Genomic DNA, 23,704 nt, shown 5'->3' with positions numbered 1-23,704 from the left:
GAGGGGGTCGAAAGATCCTCTCGCTTCTTTAAAACTTTTTGGAGAGTTTTATGGCGGTAACAATTGCCAGTAGTCGTTGGCGCGTGTGGCACCGATGGCTGGCACTAATCGTTGGTTTGCAAATGGTGGTTTGGAGTATCAGTGGTGCCTACATGGTATTTTTCAAATTGCCATTTATTCACGGTGATCATTTGGTTAAACAACATGATGCCGTTATTCAGGATACGCAATCTGTCGCCTCGTTTAGTCACGTATTGGGAAAATATCCTGAGGCATCCGACATCAAATTAACCTCGTTGTGGCTCAATAATCAATGGCACCCAGTTTATCACGTCAGTCATCATGGCAATGTTGAGCTCATTGATGCCAAAAGCCTAGAATCGATTCGTCTTGATCAAGCTGCAATAAAGGCCATTGCAGAAAAGAAATATGCTTTAGGTGAGCAGCCGGCAAGTCGTATTGATTGGTTAGCTGACAACCCGCCAACAGAATTAAACCCCGCGCACTTGCCCGTATGGCGAGTGGATTTTGATGATTTTGGAAGCACCAGCCTTTACTTTTCACCAATAACGGGCGAACTCGTCACGAAACGGCATACATTCTGGCGTGGCTTCGACATTATGTGGATGTTGCACATTATGGATTATGAAGAGCGCGTTGATATTGAAAGTTGGTTGCTACGAGGCTTTATTATTGCCAATTTCATTTTCCTAATTACTGGCGCAGTGCTGTTGGTCTATACCCTTCGTAAAACGAAACCAGATCCAAAAATTAATACCGGGGGGTCGCTATGATGCGCTTTTTGCAGTGGCTACACCGCTGGACCAGTTTAATTATCATCATTCAAGTTCTCTTGTGGATAATCAGTGGCTTTTACTTCTCGATAGCAGGCCATCATGCAATGTCGGGCCACCATTATTACAAAATGACTCACAATCATACGCCAATGCAATCATCGCAGGCGCTTGACTGGCCGCAGTTATCAAATCAATTTGCTGGTATTCGCGATGTTCAGTTACGAACAGTGGCTGGCACGCCACAATACGTTGTCGAGCATGCTGAAGGTGTCAGTTATCTTGATGCATCGACCGGAAAGCCTTGGTCAACAACTGAAACGATGGCAGCGAACTTGGCTCTGGCAAGTTATTCAGGCCCCGGTGACATTGCCGAAATCACATGGCTAACAGCCGGTAGCAATGAAGTAAACGGCTGGCTTAAGCCTGGCTATCGTGTCGACATTCGCGATGATTTGAATACCCGAATTTACATCGATGCCGCATCCGGTGCTGTGGTTGAGCATCGAAACACACCGTGGTTATGGGCTGATTGGGCGTTCAAACTGCACTTCATGGACTATAGCGGTGAGCGTAACTTTAACCATTTACTGATTGTCAGTGCGGGTGTGCTGACACTATGGTTTACCTTATCAGGACTCATTTTGCTCGGGCGTAATGTGGTACGCGGTGACATGAACCCTCGCCGCAAACAGACCTACCTAGAGTTCTTTCAAGCACAGCAGAAGCCGATAGCGAGTGCCTGCGGTGGCGGCGGAACATGCGGACTTTGCAAAGTGCGCTTTAAGGGAACAGCACCATCTGCGACCGAAAGTGACAGAGTGATGTTATCTGAATCTGAACTTCGTGAGGGGTTACGTTTAAGTTGCCAGCACAGAGTATGCAAAGACAACAACGCCGATCTTTTACAAACAGATACGCGTACACTGACACTCAAACTGGTACATAACCGAGTATTGACCCCGAGCATTCATGAATTAACGTTTCTGCCGGAAAATGCCTCGACATTTAACTATCATGCGGGTCAGTTTATGCAGTTCCTAATTCCGTGTGAAGCCAGCCGAGGTACCGTTATTTTGCATCGCAACTATTCGTTCGCAACGGCGCCAGGGCAACCTGAACTCACCTTTACCGTTCGTAAAATGCCTGCTCCAGATACGTCATGCCAGCCGGGCGTCGGTTCAACGTATCTGTGTGGAATGCAAATTGGTGAAACCATAAATGCGGTAGGTCCAATGGGTGACTTTCTGCTCAATACCGCCGCTCGAGGTGAACGTCAACAAGTGTTTATTGGCGGCGGAGCAGGTATTGCGCCATTACGTGCGCTCATTCAAGAAGCATTAGAAAAGGCCGAAATACAGGCGCCAATTCAGTTCTTTTACGGAGCTCGAAATCAATCGGAGCTATGCTACGTCGATGAGTTCACGGCACTACAAGAACAGCAGCGTTTGCAATATCACCCCGTTATTTCAGAGCACGATGCCAATTGGCGTGGGTTGAGTGGCTATGTTCATGACATTGCGAAAACATGGCTGCAAACGCAAGACACGCAATATTTAGATGTTTATGTGTGCGGACCACCAGCCATGTTGGCGGCAACCCGCGTGATGCTTACCGAAATTGGAGTGCCACCTGAGCAGGTGCGTTATGATGATTTCGGTATTTAATTTCGTATTTTAGAAGAATGCGAAATAAATCATCCACACTTGCCGATTTTTGCTCTATACTTTAGTGAATTACGAAATTCAACTGAGCAAAATTCGGCAAGGAGATGATTATGTCATTGCGTGCGTGGGCAGCCGCCCTGTTTGTTGTCAGTACCGCCAGTGCGGCGACCTCAGCTAGTGCGGCTGAGTACCAAATTCAGCCAACCACTATTGCTGAGTACCTGCGTTTGCAAGGGCTTGTCGAATCAACCAACAGTGCAACGGTATCGGCTCAAGTATCTGGCCGGGTTGAAAAAGTTTTGGTTGATGTGGGCGACAACGTTCCAGCTGGCGCAACGATTTTAACGATCACCTCGGTTGAACAATACCAAATGCTCACCCAAGCCCAAGCGCAAGTCGCGGCGGCACAGGCGACATTGGTTGCCGAGCAGCAGGAATTTGACCGCATCACCAGTTTAGTGGAACGCGATTTGGTGCCTGTTGCGGAGCGCGACCGTGCCAAAGCGCGTTTAGATAACGCCAAAGCGCAACTACGCTCAGCGCGAGCCGCTGTTGAACGCGCACAAGAACAGTTGAGTTATACCGAAGTGAAAGCGCCGTATGGTGGCATTGTCAGTGAACGTCTCGTCGAGCCAGGTGAATTGGTGCAACCGGGTACCCCATTGCTCTCCGGCTTTGACCCCAGCGAATTGCGCTTGCATGTGGATCTACCAGCCCGTTATGCCCAGGCGGCAAACACCTACCAGTGGGCCCGTGTGAATGGCTTAGAGCCAACTTCTCAACAAGTATTTCCAACCGTTCATAGCCTATCAAGCACCGTGCGGATGCGTCTTGTGTTGCCGCAAGAAAGTGGTTTAATGCCAGGCCAGTGGCAACCGGTGGTAGTGAAAGTTGGTGAGCACCAAGGTGTACAAGTTCCAACTGCAGCGATTTATCACCAAGGCGAACTCACCATGGTGCGCATGCAAGACAAAAGCTGGCGCGCTGTGCGTTTAGGTTTAAGTCAAAACGGCCAAGTTGAGGTGGTCAGCGGCTTAAAAGCTGGCGAGGTAATTAGCTATGAGTAATAAACCCCTTGGTATCGCAGGTAAATTTGCGGCATGGGGTGAACGCTCACAGCTCACACCACTGTTAGCAATTTTTGGCTTGGTTTTAGGCATCATGGCGGCGCTAATTACGCCACGTGAAGAAGAACCGCAAATTGACGTGACCATGGCTGATGTCATGGTCGCTTTTCCGGGTGCAGCAGTCAGTCAGGTCGAAGACCAACTGGCAACGCCACTGGAACAACATTTTGCGCGCATGCAGGGCATTGAACACATTTATTCGGTGTCACAGCCCGGCCAAGCCTTGGTGACGGTGCAATTTGAAGTGGGCGTGCCCCGCGACAAAGCATTGGTGGAGCTGTTCGATAGCTTAGCCAGCTGGCAAGTGCGTCATCCGAATTTCTCGCAACCATTGGTAAAAGCCCGTGGTATCGATGACGTACCGATTCTTGGCTTAACGATTACTGCTGATGGATTGGATTTAAAGTCGGTCGCCGACACATTAGTTGAGCCACTACAAAACGTGAGTGGCGTACGTGAAGTGAATGTCATTGGCGCCGAACCAGAACAAATTAATGTCACCCTCGATAACACGGCGTTGAGCCGCATTGGTCTGGATTTCAATGCAGTGAGCCAAGCGTTGGCCGGACAGAACCAAAGTGCTCAAGCCGGTTACCGACTGGCACAAGGGCAACAAATTCCAGTGCAGGCGAGCAGCTTCATTGATAGCGTGCATACGTTGCGGCATCTGATTGTTGCCAACGTTGACGGTAAGCCGGTGCGATTTGAGCAAGTCGCCGAGATCAACAGCGCTGCTGTGGTGCCATCGCGCTACGTGTGGTCACGCCCATCAGGTGGTGATGCGCAACCAGCGGTGACCTTAACGGTGACCAAAAAGGCTGGCGAGAATGCCGTGGTGGTGGCGCAGGAAGTACTTGCACGCCTCGACACTTTAAAGCAGCAATGGTTGCCGCCAGAGTTGACGATTGATGTGACGCGTAACTATGGACAAACGGCCGATGCGAAAGCCTCAAAGCTGATTCAGAAACTGATTTTTGCGACCATTTCAGTTGTCGCATTAGTCTTGTTGACGCTCGGTAAACGCGAAGCCGTGGTGGTTGGTAGTGCTGTGGTATTAACCCTTGCCATGACCTTGTTTGCGTCATGGGCTTGGGGCTTTACCTTAAACCGTGTGTCCTTATTCGCATTGATTTTCTCGATTGGTATTTTGGTGGATGATGCGATTGTGGTAGTGGAAAACATTCATCGCCACTTAGGCCTTGGCAAATCACTAAAAACCGCGATTCCGTCGGCTGTTGATGAGGTTGGCGGGCCGACTATTTTAGCGACCTTCACGGTCATCGCAGCTCTTCTACCGATGGCGTTTGTTAGCGGACTCATGGGCCCGTACATGAGCCCTATCCCGATTAATGCTTCGTTGGGCATGTTGTTATCATTGATTATTGCGCTAACGGTTACGCCTTGGTTGGCGCGCCACCTGCTTAAAGACGAACATCATGACGATGAAGCGCACAGCAGTAAGTTGCATTCATTCTTCGAACGCATCATGCAACCGTTGCTCACGCATCGGAAACGTCGCTATTTTATGGGGTTTGGCTTGATTGCGTTGATTGTGCTGATGATGGGCCTTGCTGTGGTGCAAGCAGTGGTGATGAAAATGTTGCCGTTTGATAACAAGAGCGAAATCAAACTGGTGCTCGATATGCCAGAGGGCAGTAGCTTAGAAGACACCAACGCGGTATTGATGCAACTTGCCCAGAAGCTCGATGATGTAGAAGAAGTTGTCGCCACGCAAATATATGCCGGCACCGCATCGCCTATTGGCTTCAATGGCCTCGTGCGGCAATATTATCTACGCGAAGCAGCCAATATGGGCGATATTCAAGTCACGTTGGCTGAGCATGGCGAGCGCGACCGCGCCAGTCATGAAATCGCCCTCGCCATTCGCCCCATGCTGACACCAATTGCGGAAGCCGTTGGTGCCTCGCTGAAGATTGTTGAAGTGCCGCCAGGCCCTCCGGTGTTGGCGCCTATTGTGGCTGAAATATACGGCCCATCTGCGGCTGCGCGTGAACTCGGCGCCCGCGACGTGTTGGCGCAACTGCGCACCACTGAGGGCGTGGTGGATATCGACAGTACCTTAGTGGGCGAAGCCACCGAAGAAGTTTGGGAAGTGAACCGTGAACGCGCCGCCCAGCTTGGCGTCAGCGCTGGGCAAGTGGTGCAAGTATTACAAACGGCATTGGGCGGCATGAACGTCACCTATTTGGCGATCGACGGGCAAACCCAGCCAGTCCCGGTGAAATTGCGCTTGCCAGCTGATTGGCAAGGCCAGCTCGTTCAACTTGAAAGCTTAACCGTGACCAGTCAAACCAGCGGCCATGCCATTCCCATCGCGGAATTAATCGAGCGCGAGCAACGTCCTTACGCCCAGCCGGCATACCACAAAGATTTGCGTCCTGTCGTGTACGTGACGGCAGATATGGCAGGCGATTTAGATAGCCCGCTGTATGGCTTATTCGACGCTGCTGGCGATATCGACTTACCGCAAACCTTTATTGCACAGCCGGACATTTGGAACGAAACCGCTCTGAAATGGGATGGCGAATGGCAAATCACCTACGAAACATTCCGCGACATGGGCTTAGCCTACGCGGTTGGTTTGTTGCTGATTTACGTTCTTGTTGTCGGCCACTTTGGTAGCTACATGACGCCGTTGGTAATCATGGCGCCAATCCCACTGACGTTGATTGGCATTATGCCAGGCCATGCTCTGTTGGGTGCGCAATTTACCGCCACCTCCATGATTGGCATGATTGCCTTGGCCGGTATCATTGTGCGGAACTCAATCTTGCTAGTTGATTTCATCCGCGAGGAAGTCGCCGCTGGCAAAGATCTCAACACCGCCGTGATTGAAGCCGCCGTGGTGCGCGCCAAACCAATCACACTGACCGCAATCGCTGCCATGATGGGCGCGTTCTTCATCCTCGATGACCCCATCTTCAACGGTCTTGCGGTGAGTTTGATCTTCGGCATCGCAGTGTCAACGGCGTTGACGTTGGTGGTTATCCCGCTGTTGTACGCATCGCTCCTCCGCCGCCGAATGGCTAAAGAGCGTTAATCGTTACTCGTTACGAACAGCGTAGTTCGTGCTTCGTACGCTACGCTGTTCGTCCGGGCTTCGCCCTGTTCGCTAACCCCAAACCCCAAACCCCAAACCCCAAACCCCAAACCCCAAACCCCAAACCCCAAACCCCAAACCCCAAACCCCAAACCCCAAACCCCAAACAAAACATTGCCGAGAGCCTATGGAATTGGGCTCGATATTGGATGGATGTAATCTCTTATAAAAAATAGCGTTCAGTTGCAGCTTTACTGTTACAAATAAGAGGGGTGTTTTTGAAGCAGAAAAGCTGCAACTGAACACAAAAAATAAAAAGGGATACACCTATATCAATAGTACTTCGAATACGAGGTAGGCTATGGAATTGTGTCGAGTCAAAAGTATCTGATAATGTGTCTACTATCGACACTATCTCTTTCTCATTCTCTTTGCTTTGCACTTTCTATGCTTTGTCTTTGGTCTTTCTGAATAACGAATAACGAATAACCAATAACGAACAACGCTTTTAATCTTTTGCACTTCCGTGGTGCATTAATTTGCACTACAATGGTGCATAATTAGCCATTAGCCAGCACCACAACCGTACATAAACAACCGTAACCTATTGAAAAATGAGTCAAATCCAATCTTGGCATCGTTTTTGCTTTAATTTGGTGCAAAGGCGCAAGCAAGAACAACAAAGCTTGCTATACTCATTTTGAAACTAGTACATGCACGATCGCGGAGGATCACATGACAACACCACAAGACGTTATGGCTTACATTGAAGAACACGATGTCAAATTCGTGGATTTACGCTTTACCGATACCAAAGGTAAAGAACAGCATGTGACCATCCCGGTTTCGCAAATTAACGAAGAGTTCTTTGAAGAAGGCAAAATGTTTGACGGTTCGTCAATTGGTGGCTGGAAAGGCATCAACGAATCGGACATGGTGTTAATGCCTGATTGCAACTCAATTGTACTAGACCCGTTCACTGACGAAGTGACCATGAACGTGGTGTGTGACATCTTAGAACCAGACACCATGCAAGGTTATGACCGTGACCCACGTTCAATTGCGCGTCGTGCGGAAGAATATCTGCAAAGCATGGGCATTGGTGACACCGCATTGTTTGGTCCAGAGCCAGAATTCTTCTTGTTCAACGACGTGCGTTTCCACACCGATATGAGCGGTAGCTTCTACAAAATTGAAGCAGAAGAAGCGAAGTGGAACTCAGGTAAAGAATACAAAGACGGTAACTTGGCGCACCGTCCGGGTGTGAAAGGCGGTTACTTCCCAGTACCACCAGTTGATTCAGCGCACGACATTCGTAGCACTATGAGCACCGTGATGGAAGACATGGGCTTAGTGGTTGAAGCGCACCACCATGAAGTGGCAACTGCTGGTCAGAACGAAGTGGCAACTCGCTTCAACACCTTGGTGAAAAAAGCTGACGAAATTCAAATCTACAAGTATGTGGTGCACAACGTGGCACACTCATATGGTATGACGGCAACCTTTATGCCGAAGCCATTAGTTGGCGATAACGGTTCTGGTATGCACGTTCACATGTCAATCAGCAAAGATGGCAAGAACTTGTTCGCGGGCGACCAGTACGGCGGTTTGAGCGAAATGGCGTTGTATTACATTGGCGGTATTATCAAGCACGCACGTGCCTTGAACGCTTTCTGTAACCCAACCACCAACTCGTACAAGCGTTTGGTCCCAGGTTTCGAAGCACCAGTAATGTTGGCTTACTCAGCACGTAACCGTTCTGCGTCAATTCGTATTCCGGTTGTAGCGAGCGCAAAAGCACGTCGTATCGAAGTACGTTTCCCTGACCCAGCGGCAAACCCTTACTTGTGCTTTGCAGCATTGTTGATGGCTGGTCTTGACGGTATCAAAAACAAGATCCACCCTGGCGATGCGATGGATAAAGACTTGTACGACTTGCCAGCAGAAGAAGCGAAAGAAATTCCAACCGTATGTCATTCATTAGAAATGGCGTTGGAAGCGTTGGATAAAGATCGCGAATTCTTAACTGCCGGCGGCGTATTCACTGACGACATGATTGATGCGTACATTAAGTTACGTCACCACGAAGTGATGAAACTGAAAATGACCACGCACCCAATCGAGTTTGACCTTTACTACAGCGTGTAACGAAATAGCGTTAAGGAGCGCGTGAACGATGAAACCACTGGCACTTGCAGCCATTCTGTTAACGTTTTTGATTGGCTTGGCGCTGCACGTTGATCCAACAACGGCGCAGGTTTACAAAAAACGTAATGCAGATGGTACCGTGACCTATACCGACCAGCCCGTTCAAGGTGCTGAGAAAGTTGAGGTGGAAGCGGCGCCAGTGACCGAGTTCGCGAAACCAACAGTGGCTGCTCCAACCGAGCAGCCACAAGCTTCGCAATCGCAACCAGCACAAGCATCAGCCGATGCCGTGCCAACTGAATTCTCAGTTACCATTACCTCGCCTGAATATCAGGCACCGATTCGTGCGAACAACGGGCAGTTCGACGTGCTTTGGCAATCGGAGCCAGAACGTCTGCCAGAAGGCTATCAGTATGAGCTATTCGTTGATGGCGTGAAGTCGTGGACAGGTGCCGATAGTAATCAGGCAACACTCATGGATGTCGCGCGCGGTGAGCGTCGTATTCATCTGCAAATTGTTGACGCAAATGGTCAGGCAGTCGCTCGCTCAGACACCTTGGTGGTGTATGTGTTGCGCGTGGCGATATCCGGTGCAGGTCAAAGTGGCGGCGGAGCTTGAGCGTGACAGCACGCCTGTTAGCGATTGCACCACGGTGGTGCAACCGCAGTTAAATCAATTGCTCACAGCGGTTATCTTACTGGATGAGCACCTTCATATTGAATATATGAATGCTGCTGCCGAAGCTATTTTAGATGGCAGTTTGCGGCGCTTTCAGCAACAGCCCTTTTTCAGCTTATTTCATTTCAGCAGTCTTGAGCCTGCTGTGGTGCAACAGGCGTTACAAGATGAACAGTCTGTTTCCGACAGCGACGTGTCGCTAGTGCTCCATGACGGTCAGCGCATCACCATTGAGTTTATCGCCCAGCCGTTACGGCAACCCGACGGTCGCCTGACGATTTTGCTTGAGTTGCGGCAAATTGATCAAATACGCCGCATCAATCAAGAAACGCGTCAGCAACAACAGCTGCAAGCTGCGCAAAGTATGGTGCGCGGCCTTGCGCATGAAATTAAAAACCCGCTGGGCGGCTTACGTGGTGCAGCGCAATTGCTTGCCGGCGAGCTTGATGATCCTGAGTTACGTGAATACACCGATTTAATTATTCGTCAGGCCGATCGTTTAACCACGTTAGTGGACCGCATGCTGGGCTCAAATCAAATTCAGTCGCGCGAGCCGGCCAATATTCACGAATTGTTAGAGCACGTGGTGCAAATTGCGCGGCTCGGCGTTGGCCAAAGTATTCGGTGGGTGAAAGACTATGACCCCAGCCTACCCGATTTAACTATGGCCGCGGAACAACTCGAGCAAGTGTTCCTTAATCTAGTTATGAATGCTTGTGATGCGTTGCAGGAAAGCCAGACCCCAGCGCCGACAATTAGTTTGCGCACCCGCATTGTGCATCAACAAACCATACACGGTACCCGTTATCGGCAATGCGCTGTGGTGGTGGTACAAGACAACGGCCCGGGCATTTCACCCGCACTGCGCGATACTCTGTTTTACCCCATGGTAAGCGGGCGTGCTGGCGGCACAGGGCTTGGTCTGTCGATTGCGCAAAATCTCGTGCACCAACACGCCGGCAAAATTGAAGTCAGTTCGGAGCCGGGGCACACCGAATTTAGCGTGTATTTACCGTATATCGAAACCCGCGTTGAGGCGCCGGTAGCCGACAAACACAACCCAACCAGTCAAAAAGGTAGCGGCCGTGAGTGAGATATGGATATTAGATGACGATAGCTCGATTCGCTGGGTACTGGAACGTGCTCTGGCGCGCGCTGGTTTAGCGACGCAAAGTTTCGCCGATGCCCAAAGTTTGTACGACGCGTTACAGCAGGACGTGCCGAAAGTATTGCTGACCGATATCCGCATGCCAGGCGCTGATGGCCTGCAAGTATTGCGCAAAGTATCCACCGAGTTTCCGCAAGTGGCGGTGATTGTGATGACAGCCCACTCAGACCTTGATTCAGCGGTTAGCGCCTTTCAAGGCGGTGCCTTTGAGTATTTGGCTAAACCGTTTGATCTAGACGAAGTGGTACATACCGTCAGCCGCGCATTAACCCGAGAAACGTCCGAACAAACGCCCGCAGATGACGTTGATACCACTACCGAAGTGCGCGAAATCATTGGTAACGCACCCGCTATGCAGGATGTATTCCGTGCGATTGGTCGTTTGTCCCATTCGAGTGTGACCGTGCTCATAACCGGTGCTTCCGGCAGCGGGAAAGAGCTCGTCGCCCGCGCGTTGCACCAACATAGCCCGCGCGCGAACAAACCATTTATTGCCTTAAATATGGCCGCGATTCCGGCTGATCTTATCGAGTCGGAATTGTTCGGACACGAAAAAGGCGCTTTTACCGGCGCCACGCAAAAACGCCAAGGCCGTTTTGAACAAGCGCACGGCGGCACCTTGTTTCTCGATGAAATCGGCGACATGCCACTGGCGGTGCAAACGCGCTTACTCCGCGTATTGGCAGAAGGACAGTTTTATCCGGTCGGCAGTTACCAACCGGTGAAAGTGGATGTTCGGATTATTGCTGCAACCCACCAACACCTTGAACAACGCGTGAGTGAAGGGGCGTTTCGCGAAGATTTGTTTCATCGCTTGAATGTGATTCGCTTGCAACTACCAAGCCTTGCTGAGCGCCGCGAAGATATCCCGCAATTAGCCCAACACTTCTTGCAAAATGCCGCCAAAGAACTCGGCGGCACACCCAAGCGTTTAACGCTCGCTGCTGAGCAAGTTCTGCAAAAAGCGCCGTGGCCCGGAAACGTCCGACAACTAGAAAATACCTGCCGCTGGCTGACGGTGATGGCACCGGGGCAAACTATCGATGTAACTGATTTACCTGAAGATTTATTTCCTGAAAGCGGCAAAATGTCACAGGAAAATTCCGCCCAATGGTATACACTGTTGCGTAGCGAGTTAGAAACTCGGTGTGCAGCAGGTGAAACTCATATCTTAGATGACCTGCTACCTAGTATTGAACGGTTAGCGCTTGATGTTGCCTTAGAACACACGGAAGGGCACAAGCAACGAGCCGCCGAATTGTTGGGTTGGGGCCGCAATACAGTTGCGCGCAAACTCAACGAAATCAAATAACAGCACCGGTAAAAGTTCTGTAAACACGGTATCAAGCGACGCCGAATCTTTACATAATTAAGAACACCGATTATAAGCTGTAGACAAATACGCAGGACGACATCCCATGACTAAGTTATTACTTGTAGATGATGATGCAGAATTAAGCAGTATGTTAGAGCAAATCCTCACCAAGGAGGGTTACCAATTAACACTCGCCCCAGACGGCGAAATTGGTTTGCAACGCGCGTTAAGCGGCTCTTTTGATTTGATTCTACTGGATGTGATGTTGCCAGGTATCGATGGCTTCCAGTTACTTCAACGTTTGCGTCAGCAGTTGCGCAGCACACCTGTGTTGATGCTCACCGCGCGTGGCGACGATGATGATCGGGTACAGGGCCTTGAGCTTGGCGCCGATGACTATTTGCCAAAACCGTTTAACCCGCGCGAACTTGTCGCGCGCGTCAAAGCATTATTGCGCCGCACGCCAAATACCTCCGTGCGTCCAGAGCCACTCGAATATGCTGGCTTCCATGTAAACCCGCTGCAAAACGAAGTGCGTTGCGATGAGCAAGTGCTTGAACTCACCCCAACCGAGTTCGATATTCTGCGTGCATTAGTGCAAGGCAAAGGCCAAGTGGTCAGCAAAGATCAGTTGTCCGTGGCAGCATTAGGCCGCCAGTTGGCGCCGTTTGATCGCAGCCTCGACGTGCATATCAGTAATATTCGTAAGAAAATCGACCATAATCCTGAGCGCATTCAAACCGTTCGTGGCCGAGGCTATCGCTTACTGCAATTAGCGTGAGGCTAGCATGCAGATTCGCTGGTACCATTCGCTAACGCTTCGGCTGTTACTGCTATTTTGGGCACTGCTATTTGCAGTGGCCAGTAGCGGTTTCTTATTAGCGATTTGGTATGCCCAACCTGAAACAGCGAAACCTCTACCACAAGAAGTTCAAGAAACACTCTCACCACTGCTGAGTGACCAAGCCACTTTTGCCTCGCTGACGCCCGGTCGGCTACTGGCTGGTAACTACCGGGTGGCCGCCGCGGTAACCCCCGAGGAAGGGCCCAACCGCCTGCAACTTGAGCCCAACTTAGCGAATACACATCGGCGTGAATTACTACGCCAACTGGACGCCAACCGTGCCGAGCAACTGCGTTTGCCCAACGGCATGTTGGTTGGTCCGTTTGTTTTAGAAAATAAGCGCATCTTGTTGATTCGCCCGCTCACCGAAGACGAGCGCGTGGATCAGCAGGTGAATTCCGAACGCGCCGAACAAGCACAAACCATGGTGCTGTTATTCGGTTCATTGTTGATTGCGGTGTTGCTTGGCTTTTGGCTGGTGCTGCCGTTAAAACGTTTGATTAGCGCTACCCGTGAAATTGCTGCTGGCGCGGATAAGCTGCATCTAAAACGCCTGCCCCGTCGTACCGACGAATTAGGTGAATTAGCCCGAGCACTAGAAACCGCTGCGCACGATCTGAAAGTTTCGCGCGACGCCCAGCGTCGTCTTTTGAGTGACGTGTCACACGAACTACGCTCGCCGCTGGCGCGTATGCAAGTGGCGCTGATGCTCAGCCAAGATGATGACAATCCCGATGCTAATCCGCACCTGACGCAAATGAGCCGGGATGTCGATCGGCTCGGGACGATCATTGAGCGTATTTTGTCACTATCACGGTTGGAAAACGGTTTAGTAAAACTTGATCCGCAGCCGATAGATACGCATGCGCTGGCGAAAACGTTGGCAGCGGACCTCGCCTACGTTGACGCCAAATACGGCGAGCGGGTGATTGTGCTTGATGCCGATTGGCCAACCACCGCCACCGATGATGAGTTGTTGCGCCTGGTGATTGAGAACCTCGTGCGTAACGCTCTGCAATATACAGCGGGCATTATTGAACTTGATTGCGTGCGCCACAACGACAAGCAATTTACCATCTTGGTACGTGACCACGGCGACGGTGTGCCCGAAGGGCAACTTGTACAGTTATTCGAACCATTTTTCCGTGGAGATCCATCGCGCCATCATAAAGCTGGCGTTGGCCTTGGAATGGCACTAAGCTTACGAGCTGCGAATGTGTTGGGCGGTTCGGTAACTGCTCGCAACCATCCAGAAGGTGGCCTCGAAGTCTCGGTAAACTTGCCCATTGTGCCGTTTGACACCGCAACCGAAGCCGAGCAAGATCAAGCTGATGCGCCAGAACAGGAGCCGCAGGAGTCGAATTAAATGTACACGGATGAAGACCCGCAATGGATCCGCTTTTTCACACAGCAAATTCAGCCATTTTGGCGCGACCACGTTGAAGTTCACCATTTAACTCGCCCTGATGGCGTGGTATTGCATTGGTTTTTGCATCGCCCGGTGCATCCGCAAGGGCTTATCATCATCTGCCCTGGGCGCATTGAAGCGGCATTAAAATATCAAGAACTGGTATGGCAACTGGCGCAATCGAACTATGCGGTTGCTGTGGTCGATCATCGTGGGCAAGGTTTCTCGGATCGTCTCAGTAACAATCCGCATCACGGGCATATCGATCAATTTCAAGATTTTGTGGATGACTTAGATGCTGTGGTGCAAGAGGCATCGCGTTACTTTCCGCGTGTACCCCATTATTTATTAGGCCACTCGATGGGGGGAGCTATCAGCGCACTGTACTTAGCACAGCATAAGCATAGCATCCGCAAAGCGGTATTCTCATCACCGATGCTCGGCATACTGACGGGTGACACACCACAATGGTTGGCGAAGAGCATTGCCGTTGGCGGCGCATTATTGAATCGTTGGATAAGCCCACGCAAACCGTGGTACTTCATTGGCATGACCGATTATGTGCACGTGCCATTTGACGAGAATGAACTGACGCATAGCGAAGCCCGCTATCAAATGTTTCGCGATGCCTACGAGGAAAATCCGGAAGTGAAACTCGGCGGGCCAACGTTCAATTGGTTGGCGCAAGCTTTTGGCGCCATTCGCGCGGCACATCAGCAAGCGGATCGTATCGAAGTGCCCATTCTCATGCTGCAATCGGGCGCTGATACGGTGGTTGATAACCGCAAGCAAACTGAATTTTTCCGTAAACTTGGGAACGATCAGAGTCAAATCCAGTGCATTGAAGGCGCCAAACACGAATTGTTTATGGAGTCGGATCGCTTTCGTCAGCCGGCGCTTGATGCTGTTTTAAACTGGTTTCAAGCCGATAAATAAAATTGATAAAAATCAAAAAAATAGCTTATTTTACTCGCTATTCGAATGAAATTATTTTTTAGAAATAACGTAAATATATTGTAAAGATCAAAATTTAATCTAAAATTTCCGCACGGCTGCACCGTGCTGTTTCGTGGCACCGAAAACACAAATGTTTGAGTAAATACCAAAGGATTTCGCCATGAAATTTGCAACCTCTGTGCGCTGCGCAGCCGCGTTCCTATTCCTGTTTTTCTTATTCCCAGCCGCCTCGTTCGCAGCAAAAGTCGAGGTTGTCGCTGACTTAAACGCCAGTACTACCCTTGCTGGCCAGAGCCCTTATTACATGACTGAGCTTAACGGTAAAATTTATTACCGCGGGTATGATCAGTATTACGGCTATGAGCTATGGGAGTACGATCCTGCAACAGATACACGGCGAATGGTGATGGACTATTGTCCGAGAAACTGTTCTTTGCAGCCGGATTTTCTAATTACACTCGGTGATCGAATTTATTTCAGAGGAATTAGGTATACCGAATCCGGAGGTTATTGGCAGCTCTATTACTATGACTCGGTTAATGATGAAATTACCCTTGCCTCTAGCCTACCTTCCGGAAGTACAACCCAAGTCATAGAATTTAACGGGAAAATATATTTCGGAGGCTATAATACCAACCAAAATGGTCAGCGGTTATACGAATTTGATCCCGCCAGTGGTACTACACAGTTAATCTATGAATTTAGTGTTGATTCTGTCGGCGTTAATATTGTTCGCTTAGCTAAAAACGATACGAGTCTGTTTATTCAGTACTACCTGAATGGAACACCGAAATTATCGCAATTCAACCCTGAAGCTTCTGAAGAAGTCCCAATCAGTCTCGTATTCAATGGTGAATCTGCAACTGGATTTGGCGACATAGTTGCGAATAATAGCTTTATATACATGGCTGCTCAGTATTCGAGCTATGGCAATGAATTGTTAATCATTAACTTAAATGACAATTCAACCAATTTAAATGATATCCACTCAGGGGCAGGTAGCTCTAGCCCCTACGGTCTGAGTTTAATTGGCTCAGATTTATATTTCTCAGCCTATAACGCAATGTCGGGTGCCAGTGAAACCTTTGTTCAGCAAGGTGGCTCAGCTACCATGGTTGAGTTATCCGTGGCCTCAACAAATCCCAATCCGTATGGTTATACAAGCTACAACGGCTCTGTTTATTATCGGGCTTACAGTAATGAGCATGGCTATGAAATGCATCGTATCAACCCCTCTAATCTCACAAGTTCTTTAGCTGTCGATATTTACCCTGGGTCTAGCTCAAGTAGTCCAGACAGCTTTATAGTTGTTGGTGATGTGCTTTACATGCGAGCTAGCACGCAGGTACTTCCACAGCATGACTTGGTTCGTTTTGATGCCGCAACGAACACTGCCCAAAATGCAGGTGGGATGGTTTCGGTGGGTAACAGCTCTATTACCAATGCATTGCATAAAATGAATGGGGAGCTGTATTTCTTTGCAAGTTCCGACGAGCTTGGCATGGAACTATTCCGGTATAACCCAGAGACCAAAGCCCTTACTAACCCGAATCAAGAAATTGTTGTTGGAACGAACGCGTTTAGCTACAGCACAACGATGGCGGAGCTTAATGGCGAGTTGATATTTGCAGCTGGTAGCGCAGATATTGGCGGTAGTAAACTATTTGCCTATAACCCAACCACCAATGATATTCGCGAATATTTAGCGCTGCCAGACAATGGCAGTCTCAATGCAGCGAGCGGACTTGTTGCATCCAATGGCAAGATTTATTTCAATGGGACTATCGATCCAGCGAATACCGGTTGGTATCAAGCAGTTTATGATCCAGCAACTGACTCGTTAGCAAAAGTAAATGATGTTTATGGCGGTGTCGATTTCACTAGTCAATTTGAGGAATCGCTAAGTTTTAATGGCGCTCTCTACTTTCGTGCTTTCTCATCAACCTATGGATGGGAGCTTTTCCGAATTAATCATACAACCAACGCCATTGAATTGGTGGCGGATATTTATGCTGGCGGTAGTTCAAGCCATGCAAGATTTTTTGTGGAAGGTACCGATGGCAATCTCTATTTTTCTGCCTACAACGGCACAAATAATTGGCAACTCTTTCAATATAACCCGAATACGGAAAGTACGGTCGCTGTAACACCAAATACAAATTTCCAAGTAGCCTCATACATCGCTCCGGTCAGTGATGGTATTCTCATGCATGCCTCTACTGCTGAAACTGGTTATGAGTTCTATAAGTATGAATTTGCGAGTGAATCGGTGACATTAGTTGCTGATTTATCACCCGGCGCACTCACCACTTCATATGGCATGATGACAGCGACAGATACGCAGGCTTATATATATGCCTATGTGCGCTCTTCAAATAACTCTTGGCAGGAAGATATCTACTCATATAGTTTTGAAACGGGCGAAATTACTCAGCGGACAAGCGCCGAAGATGGGGATTATATCGGCTACCATTCAACGTCAATAGCTGTTGGCGAAACCTATTTCTTCATCGCAAACTTACCTGAGTTCGGTCGAGAAGTTTATTATCTCAACCTGAACGACGCACCAGTTATAACAGGGACACCTAATACATCGGTTTTACAAGGCAATACCTACAGCTTCACCCCAACGGTAACGGACACAGAAAACGATCTACTGACGTTCAGTATTACCAACAAACCATTATGGGCATCGTTCTCGACGACCACTGGCGAGCTCTCTGGAACGCCGCAACAGGCGCATGTAGGTATCACCGAAAATATCGTGATCACCGTGGCTGATGCAGATAATCAAGTTTCGCTCCCGGCCTTTAACCTTGAGGTGGTGAACGTCAACGACGCGCCAACGATTAGCGGTTCGCCTGCGACCTCGGTATTACAGGATGCGTTGTACAGCTTTACACCAACCGCTAATGACATCGATGGTGATTCGTTGACGTATGCTGTATTGAACGCTCCAGCTTGGACATCGTTCGACACAAACACCGGAACATTAAGTGGAACGCCATCGAACGCCGAAGTGGGTGTTTACAGCAATATTCAGATTTCTGTGTCAGACGGCGGGCTCAGTGATACGTTAACTGCGTTTTCGATTACCGTTGAAAACGTCAACGATGCACCAACAATCAACGGTGCACCGTCAACCTCGGTTGACCAAGGTAGTCTTTATTCGTTTACACCAGTTGCGGTAGATATTGATGGCGACAGCCTCTCATTCAGCATCACCAACAAGCCTGCGTGGGTAAGTTTCAATACGCTCACTGGCGCACTGACTGGTACACCAGGCAATAGCGACGTTGGTGTGCATAGCAACATCCAAATTAGCGTCAATGATGGTCAGCTAGGAAGCGCATTAGCAGCCTTCTCAATTACTGTCGTGAACGTGAATGATGCGCCAACTATTAGCGGTAGCCCAGTAACGTCAGTAAACGAGGATACAGCCTATAGCTTTACCCCATCGGCGAGTGATGTTGATGTGGGCGATTCGTTAATCTTCAGTATTGCCAATAAGCCGGTTTGGGCAACCTTTAACCCAACTACAGGCACTTTGGCAGGCGTTCCAACTAATGATCATGTGGGTACAGCGTCAGGCGTTACCATCTCCGTAAGTGATGGCACCTTAAGTGCTTCACTTGCGCCATTCTCGATTACCGTGGTGAACGTGAATGATGCGCCGACGATTAGTGGCACGCCACCAACGTCTGTGAACGAAGACAGTGTTTATTCGTTTACGCCAGCAGTGGCAGACGTTGATAGCACCAGCTTCACGTACAGCATCAGTGGCATGCCGGCATGGGCAAGTTTCAGCGCGGCAACGGGTACGCTAACCGGCACGCCAACGAATGATCATGTTGGCACAAGTTCAGCAATCACCATCAGTGTGAGCGACGGCGAATTAAGCGCTAGCTTACCAAGCTTTACCATCACCGTGGTGAACGTGAATGATGCGCCAACTATAAGCGGTAGCCCAGCGACAACAGTTGCCCAGGATGCCGCCTATAGCTTCACACCATCGGTGAACGATATTGATAGCACCTCGTTTACTTATAGCATTGTGAACAAACCAGTTTGGGCATCGTTTAGCACCAGTACAGGTACGTTGTCAGGAACACCAACTCAAGATCATTTGGGTAGCACAGCTGGTATCACTATCACGGTGAGCGATGGCGAACTCAGTGCATCGCTACCAGCATTTAGCATTGAAGTAACGAACGTGAACGATGCACCAGTGATTAGCGGCACGCCAGCAACAACCGTTGCGCAAGATGCAACTTATAGCTTTACACCAACAGCATCTGATGTTGACGGCGACTCACTTAGCTTTAGCATTACCGGCGCACCAACGTGGGCGAGTTTCAATGGTTCAACCGGTGCGCTGACGGGTACGCCAACCAATGACGATGTAGGCATTCACAGTAATATTGTGATCACGGTGAGTGATGGCACGTTAACCGCCGACCTTCCTACGTTCGCAATTGAGGTTACCAACGTGAATGACGCGCCAACCATTACTGGCACACCAGCGGCGTTTGCTGAAGTGGACGAAGCCTATAGTTTCACCCCAACAGTTGAAGATATCGATAACGACGTGCTGACATTTGGTGCAGAAAACTTACCGACTTGGTTAACTATCGATACAGCAACCGGCACGTTAAGTGGTGCGCCTACAATGGAAGACATTGCGGTTTGGGTTGATATTTCACTTAGCGTGAATGATGGTACGGTCAGCGCGAGCTTACCGGTGTTCACTATTGAAGTGACGTACAGTCAAGAGCCGCCGGTAGCAAACGATGATACTTTCAGTCTGCCACGCAATAACGATGGCGTGTATTTACTGGATGTATTAGCGAATGATACCGACATTAATGAAGACTCGCTTACACTTGTTGAAGCATCGGCAAGTGTCGGTTCAGTGAGTATTGTTAGTAACCAAGTACAGTTAACGATTGATGCGCAGTACACCGGCAAAGTCAGCGTGAATTATAGTGTTGACGACGGTATGGGGGGGCGTGACTCTGCTAGGGCTGAAGTCACAATCACTGGCTCTGGCGCCATCAATCTTGTGGTACCTGATGACCTTGTTGTTCCTGCAACCGGCGCACTCACTCGAGTCGACCTCGGCGAAGCTTCAGCGGCAGATGCAAACGGTCAGCCATTGTCTGTCAGTTTAGTTGAGCAACGGGCGCCAGTATTCGCGCCGGGTGTACACGAAGTGATGTGGCAAGCGACTAACGCAGATGGCGAGCGTACCGTGCTTGGTCAGCGCATTGAAGTTGTGCCGATGGTATCGCTAGCACGCGACGTAACAACAGCGGCTGGCATCTCAGTGAACTTGCCGGTGATGTTGAATGGTCTGGCGCCAAGTTACCCATTTGTCATCGACTACACCGTTGACGGCGTAGCGAGTTTGCTTGAGCTTGAGCAAGGCACACAAGGTGCCATCCGTGTTACCGCCCCAACTGCAGGCGATACCATTGTTGTGGCGCTTGCTGACAGCATGAACCTTGGCGAAGTTGCAGAAGTTTCGGTAACCAGCAGCGCTGCCAATATGGCTCCGCAAGTTAGCGTCGCTTACTCACAAGACGGCCAGAAGCGCACTACCGTGCTTCGCAGTGGTGGTTTGATCGAGTTAGTCGCAACGGCAACCGATGCGAATGCCGGAGATACTCTGTCATACAATTGGCAAAGCCCAGTTGCCGGCGGCGCAACCGATGGTGGCACTCGCTATGTGATTGACCCACTGTTGATTGCGGCGAATACCGCAGCAACCGTTCGAGTCACAGTAACCGACGCAGCAGGCCTACGCGGCTACGCTAGCGTGATTTTGAATGCTGTTGATGCTCACCCTACGCTGGGTTCAGATACCGATGCGGATGGCGATGGCTTACCAGATATGCATGATGGCACCAATGACGACTTAGGTCAGGGCATACCAAATTATCTAAACCCAAGCCGTAGTTGCCAACTGATAGCCGCACGTTCTGCACAAGCGGGTAACATTCACTTCGCTCAAGGTTCAATGAGTGCGTGTTTGCGACTCGGTGAGCTGGGTATGCGTCAATTCAACACGCATATCAGTGTGTCAGAAGGTTTAGATGCCGATACAAACCATACCCGCATGGGTTCGGCCTTTGATTTTGAAATCTTTGATCTCTCTGAGCCAGGCGGCACCAGCCGTATCGTTCTGCCATTATCACAGCCAATTCCAACCAATGCCTTGTATCGGAAGCATATTGGTGGTGCATGGCAAGATTTTGTGCAAGACGAAAACAACCAGATCTTCAGTGCTGCTGGTGAACCAGGCGTGTGTCCAGCACTAGGCTCGTCGCAGTGGCAGGCGGGGTTAACAGCTGGTCACTGGTGTGTGCAGTTACAGCTTGAAGATGGCGGTGCGAACGACGCAGATGGTATGGCTAACGGTGTGATTGTTGATCCGGGTGCACTAAGTGTTGCAGCAACGGACAATACCACGCCAGAAGCTACGGCAGATTCGGTGACAGTCATTTGGCAAGGGGATGCTGAAATTGATGTACTAGCCAATGACATTGATGCTGATGACGATTCACTCGTGATTACGTCGGCGCACGCAGATATCGGCACAGTAACTGTTATCAACGACGGCGCGGCACTGCATTACGATGCCCCAGCAAACTACGCCGGAACGGCAACGGTCACCTATGCCATAGATGATGGACGCGGTGGTGTTGCGACAGCCGCTGTTGCGGTCATGATATTAGCCAACCGTGCGCCAGAAACGACAGTTGATACGGTGAGTACAGTGGTTAATAAGCCGGTGAGCGTCGACGTGGTTGCCAATGACATTGACGCCGACGGTGACACGCTAACCGTAGCATCAGCTGAAATCACCTCAGGTACTGGGGGAGCCGTTGCATTCGAAGGCGGCACCGTAACCGTAACGCCAGCAACGGGGGTCACTGGCGCAATAACGGTTGTGTACGTGGTAACAGATAATCGCGGGGCAACGGCTTCAGGTATCTTGCGAGTACAGGTAAATGTGCCGCACGAACCGGCTGCGCCACAATCATCTTCAGGTCAAATGACTTGGTGGTTATTGTTGATGGGCTTGATGGGAGCGGCGTTACGTCGCTCCGTCAACCTTCGCAGGAACAACCGATAATGGGTCCATATGTATAATCACGTCGGTATGGTCGAATAGGTTCGCAACAGCCAGTTCGGCCTTATCGGCAATGTCGTGCGCTTGGCGAAGGTTTAAGTTGTCGTCCAGCTCAATATGACACTGTACAAAACGAGTAGGACCCGCCGAACGCGTTTTTAAACCATGGATGCCACGTACGCCTTGAATGCCTTTTATCGTATCAATAATCAGTTGTTTCTCAGTGTCCGGTAATTCACGATCCATCAACGATTGGAACGCATCCCAACCGATACGAACTGCACCTTGCGCCAAGAACACCGCAATAATAATTGCAAAAACGCTATCCGCCCAAAGCCACCCATAAGCACTCAAAATCAGCGCAACGATAACCGCACTGTTGAGCAATAAGTCGGAAGAAAAGTGCAATGCATCAGCGGCAATCGCTTGCGAGCCGGTTTTCTTAATTGCGATACGCTGTAACACGACCAACGCAAGCGTTAACGCAATGGCAAACACAGAAACGTACACACCAATCTCGGCTTGTTTGACCGGCGTTCCTTGAATCCATTGTTGCACACTGTGAATCAGCAGGAGCATGGCCGATCCGGTGATCAGAGCTGATTGCACCAGCGCCGCTAACGACTCGGCTTTGCCATGCCCGAAGCGATGTTCGTTATCCGCCGGTTGCACCGCATAGCGCACGGCAAAAAACGTGAACAAACTCGCGAGGCTGTCTAACAGTGAGTCAGTTAAAGACGCCAACATACTGCTGGAGTCTGTCATCAGCCAAGCGGTCACCTTGACCGCAATTAAAATAAACGCGACAGATACTGACGCACGTGTCGCAATTTTCACCCAATACGCATAATTTTCATGAGCTGAATTAGCTGCCATCGGTAAATCCTTGTTGTCGCCATGCTTCGTAACTCACAATAGCAACCGAGTTCGATAAATTCAGGGAGCGGTTATTCGGCATCATCGGAATGCGTATCCGCTGCTCTGGCGCAATTTGTGCCATCACATCGGGTGCCAAGCCGCTAGTCTCAGAACCAAACAACAATACATCGCCCGGTTGATACTGCACCTCAGCGTAACCGCGCGTGCCCTTGGTGGTAATCGCATAAATATTGCGCTCCCCCATGGCTTGTTTAAATGCATTGAAATCAGGATAGCGCTCAACGCGGCTTAAGTCATGATAATCAAGCCCAGCACGGCGTAGCTTCTTCTCTTCAAAATCAAACCCAAGCGGCTCAATTAAGTGCAAGGTACAGCCATTGTTGGCCGCAAGACGGATGACATTTCTTCTTTCTACCACCAGCGGCAGGTGCTTTTTGTTAGCCCAGGTCGTCAAAACAGCTCTCCACGCCTTTAAAATCAGGTATTACAAACACGATACAATAGCTAACAAAAAGGGGCTAA

Annotated in this window: 14 protein-coding genes; 12 read left to right on the top strand and 2 right to left on the bottom strand. The window is 49.8% G+C overall.

Annotated elements, in window-relative coordinates; genetic code table 11:
- The first annotated feature begins 50 nt into the window (after positions 1–50).
- The 12 genes from BM292_RS07990 to BM292_RS07930 all read left to right on the top strand — a co-directional run bounded on the left by BM292_RS07990 (position 51) and on the right by BM292_RS07930 (position 22,306).
- Entirely contained in the window at positions 51–794 is a 744-nt protein-coding gene (locus BM292_RS07990; protein WP_092857372.1) for a PepSY-associated transmembrane domain-containing protein, read from the top strand.
- On the top strand, positions 791–2,461 hold the full coding sequence (locus BM292_RS07985) for a 2Fe-2S iron-sulfur cluster-binding protein (protein WP_092857370.1): 1,671 nt from the start codon (positions 791–793) through the stop codon (positions 2,459–2,461). The genes BM292_RS07990 and BM292_RS07985 overlap by 4 nt, the downstream gene beginning before the upstream one ends.
- 110 nt (positions 2,462–2,571) lie before the next feature.
- Positions 2,572–3,528 carry an efflux RND transporter periplasmic adaptor subunit gene (locus BM292_RS07980; RefSeq protein ID WP_177203819.1) on the top strand — a complete coding sequence of 319 codons (957 nt, stop codon included), beginning with the start codon at positions 2,572–2,574 and terminating at the stop codon, positions 3,526–3,528.
- Positions 3,521–6,649 carry an efflux RND transporter permease subunit gene (locus BM292_RS07975; protein ID WP_092857366.1) on the top strand — a complete coding sequence of 1,043 codons (3,129 nt, stop codon included), beginning with the start codon at positions 3,521–3,523 and terminating at the stop codon, positions 6,647–6,649. The genes BM292_RS07980 and BM292_RS07975 overlap by 8 nt, the downstream gene beginning before the upstream one ends.
- Before the next feature lie 735 nt (positions 6,650–7,384).
- Positions 7,385–8,797, top strand: a complete 1,413-nt coding sequence (gene glnA, locus BM292_RS07965; protein WP_218151677.1) for a glutamate--ammonia ligase — start codon at positions 7,385–7,387, stop codon at positions 8,795–8,797.
- 28 nt (positions 8,798–8,825) lie between these two features.
- Entirely contained in the window at positions 8,826–9,416 is a 591-nt protein-coding gene (locus BM292_RS07960) for a DUF4124 domain-containing protein (protein WP_092857362.1), read from the top strand.
- Positions 9,388–10,569 carry a nitrogen regulation protein NR(II) gene (glnL, locus tag BM292_RS07955; RefSeq protein ID WP_245751885.1) on the top strand — a complete coding sequence of 394 codons (1,182 nt, stop codon included), beginning with the start codon at positions 9,388–9,390 and terminating at the stop codon, positions 10,567–10,569. The genes BM292_RS07960 and glnL overlap by 29 nt, the downstream gene beginning before the upstream one ends.
- Positions 10,562–11,956 carry a nitrogen regulation protein NR(I) gene (glnG, locus tag BM292_RS07950; protein WP_092857358.1) on the top strand — a complete coding sequence of 465 codons (1,395 nt, stop codon included), beginning with the start codon at positions 10,562–10,564 and terminating at the stop codon, positions 11,954–11,956. Before glnL ends, glnG begins: the two co-directional genes overlap by 8 nt.
- Positions 11,957–12,062: 106 nt before the next feature.
- Positions 12,063–12,740: a response regulator transcription factor gene (locus BM292_RS07945; RefSeq protein ID WP_092857356.1), complete on the top strand. Its 678-nt coding sequence runs from the start codon at positions 12,063–12,065 to the stop codon at positions 12,738–12,740.
- 7 nt (positions 12,741–12,747) lie between these two features.
- On the top strand, positions 12,748–14,169 hold the full coding sequence (locus BM292_RS07940) for a sensor histidine kinase (protein ID WP_092857354.1): 1,422 nt from the start codon (positions 12,748–12,750) through the stop codon (positions 14,167–14,169).
- Positions 14,170–15,147 carry an alpha/beta hydrolase gene (locus BM292_RS07935; RefSeq protein ID WP_092857352.1) on the top strand — a complete coding sequence of 326 codons (978 nt, stop codon included), beginning with the start codon at positions 14,170–14,172 and terminating at the stop codon, positions 15,145–15,147.
- A 181-nt stretch (positions 15,148–15,328) separates the two neighbouring features.
- Positions 15,329–22,306, top strand: coding sequence for an Ig-like domain-containing protein (locus tag BM292_RS07930; RefSeq protein ID WP_092857350.1), 6,978 nt, complete (start codon positions 15,329–15,331; stop codon positions 22,304–22,306).
- Here the strand turns inward: BM292_RS07930 and fieF are convergent.
- Both fieF and BM292_RS07920 read right to left on the bottom strand, forming a co-directional pair.
- Positions 22,268–23,179, bottom strand: a complete 912-nt coding sequence (gene fieF / locus BM292_RS07925) for a cation efflux pump FieF (protein WP_092857348.1) — start codon at positions 23,177–23,179, stop codon at positions 22,268–22,270. The genes BM292_RS07930 and fieF overlap by 39 nt on opposite strands.
- Positions 23,169–23,636, bottom strand: coding sequence for a tRNA (cytidine(34)-2'-O)-methyltransferase (locus BM292_RS07920; protein ID WP_245751884.1), 468 nt, complete (start codon positions 23,634–23,636; stop codon positions 23,169–23,171). Before BM292_RS07920 ends, fieF begins: the two co-directional genes overlap by 11 nt.
- Positions 23,637–23,704: the final 68 nt, after the last annotated feature.

This window comes from Pseudidiomarina tainanensis (genome assembly GCF_900115255.1).
Taxonomy (GTDB): domain Bacteria; phylum Pseudomonadota; class Gammaproteobacteria; order Enterobacterales; family Alteromonadaceae; genus Pseudidiomarina; species Pseudidiomarina tainanensis.
Note: the sequence above shows the minus strand (reverse complement) of the source record. Positions and strands in the feature narration are given on the sequence as shown.

Bases quoted from the DNA above. Each gene is read 5' to 3' on its own strand.
- BM292_RS07990 (WP_092857372.1), top strand. From the start codon at position 51: ATGGCGGTAACAATTGCCAGTAGTCGTTGGCGCGTGTGGCACCGATGG.
- BM292_RS07985 (WP_092857370.1), top strand. From the start codon at position 791: ATGATGCGCTTTTTGCAGTGGCTACACCGCTGGACCAGTTTAATTATC.
- BM292_RS07980 (WP_177203819.1), top strand. From the start codon at position 2,572: ATGTCATTGCGTGCGTGGGCAGCCGCCCTGTTTGTTGTCAGTACCGCC.
- BM292_RS07975 (WP_092857366.1), top strand. From the start codon at position 3,521: ATGAGTAATAAACCCCTTGGTATCGCAGGTAAATTTGCGGCATGGGGT.
- glnA (WP_218151677.1), top strand. From the start codon at position 7,385: ATGACAACACCACAAGACGTTATGGCTTACATTGAAGAACACGATGTC.
- BM292_RS07960 (WP_092857362.1), top strand. From the start codon at position 8,826: ATGAAACCACTGGCACTTGCAGCCATTCTGTTAACGTTTTTGATTGGC.
- BM292_RS07945 (WP_092857356.1), top strand. From the start codon at position 12,063: ATGACTAAGTTATTACTTGTAGATGATGATGCAGAATTAAGCAGTATG.
- BM292_RS07940 (WP_092857354.1), top strand. From the start codon at position 12,748: ATGCAGATTCGCTGGTACCATTCGCTAACGCTTCGGCTGTTACTGCTA.
- BM292_RS07935 (WP_092857352.1), top strand. From the start codon at position 14,170: ATGTACACGGATGAAGACCCGCAATGGATCCGCTTTTTCACACAGCAA.
- BM292_RS07930 (WP_092857350.1), top strand. From the start codon at position 15,329: ATGAAATTTGCAACCTCTGTGCGCTGCGCAGCCGCGTTCCTATTCCTG.
- fieF (WP_092857348.1), bottom strand. From the start codon at position 23,179: ATGGCAGCTAATTCAGCTCATGAAAATTATGCGTATTGGGTGAAAATT.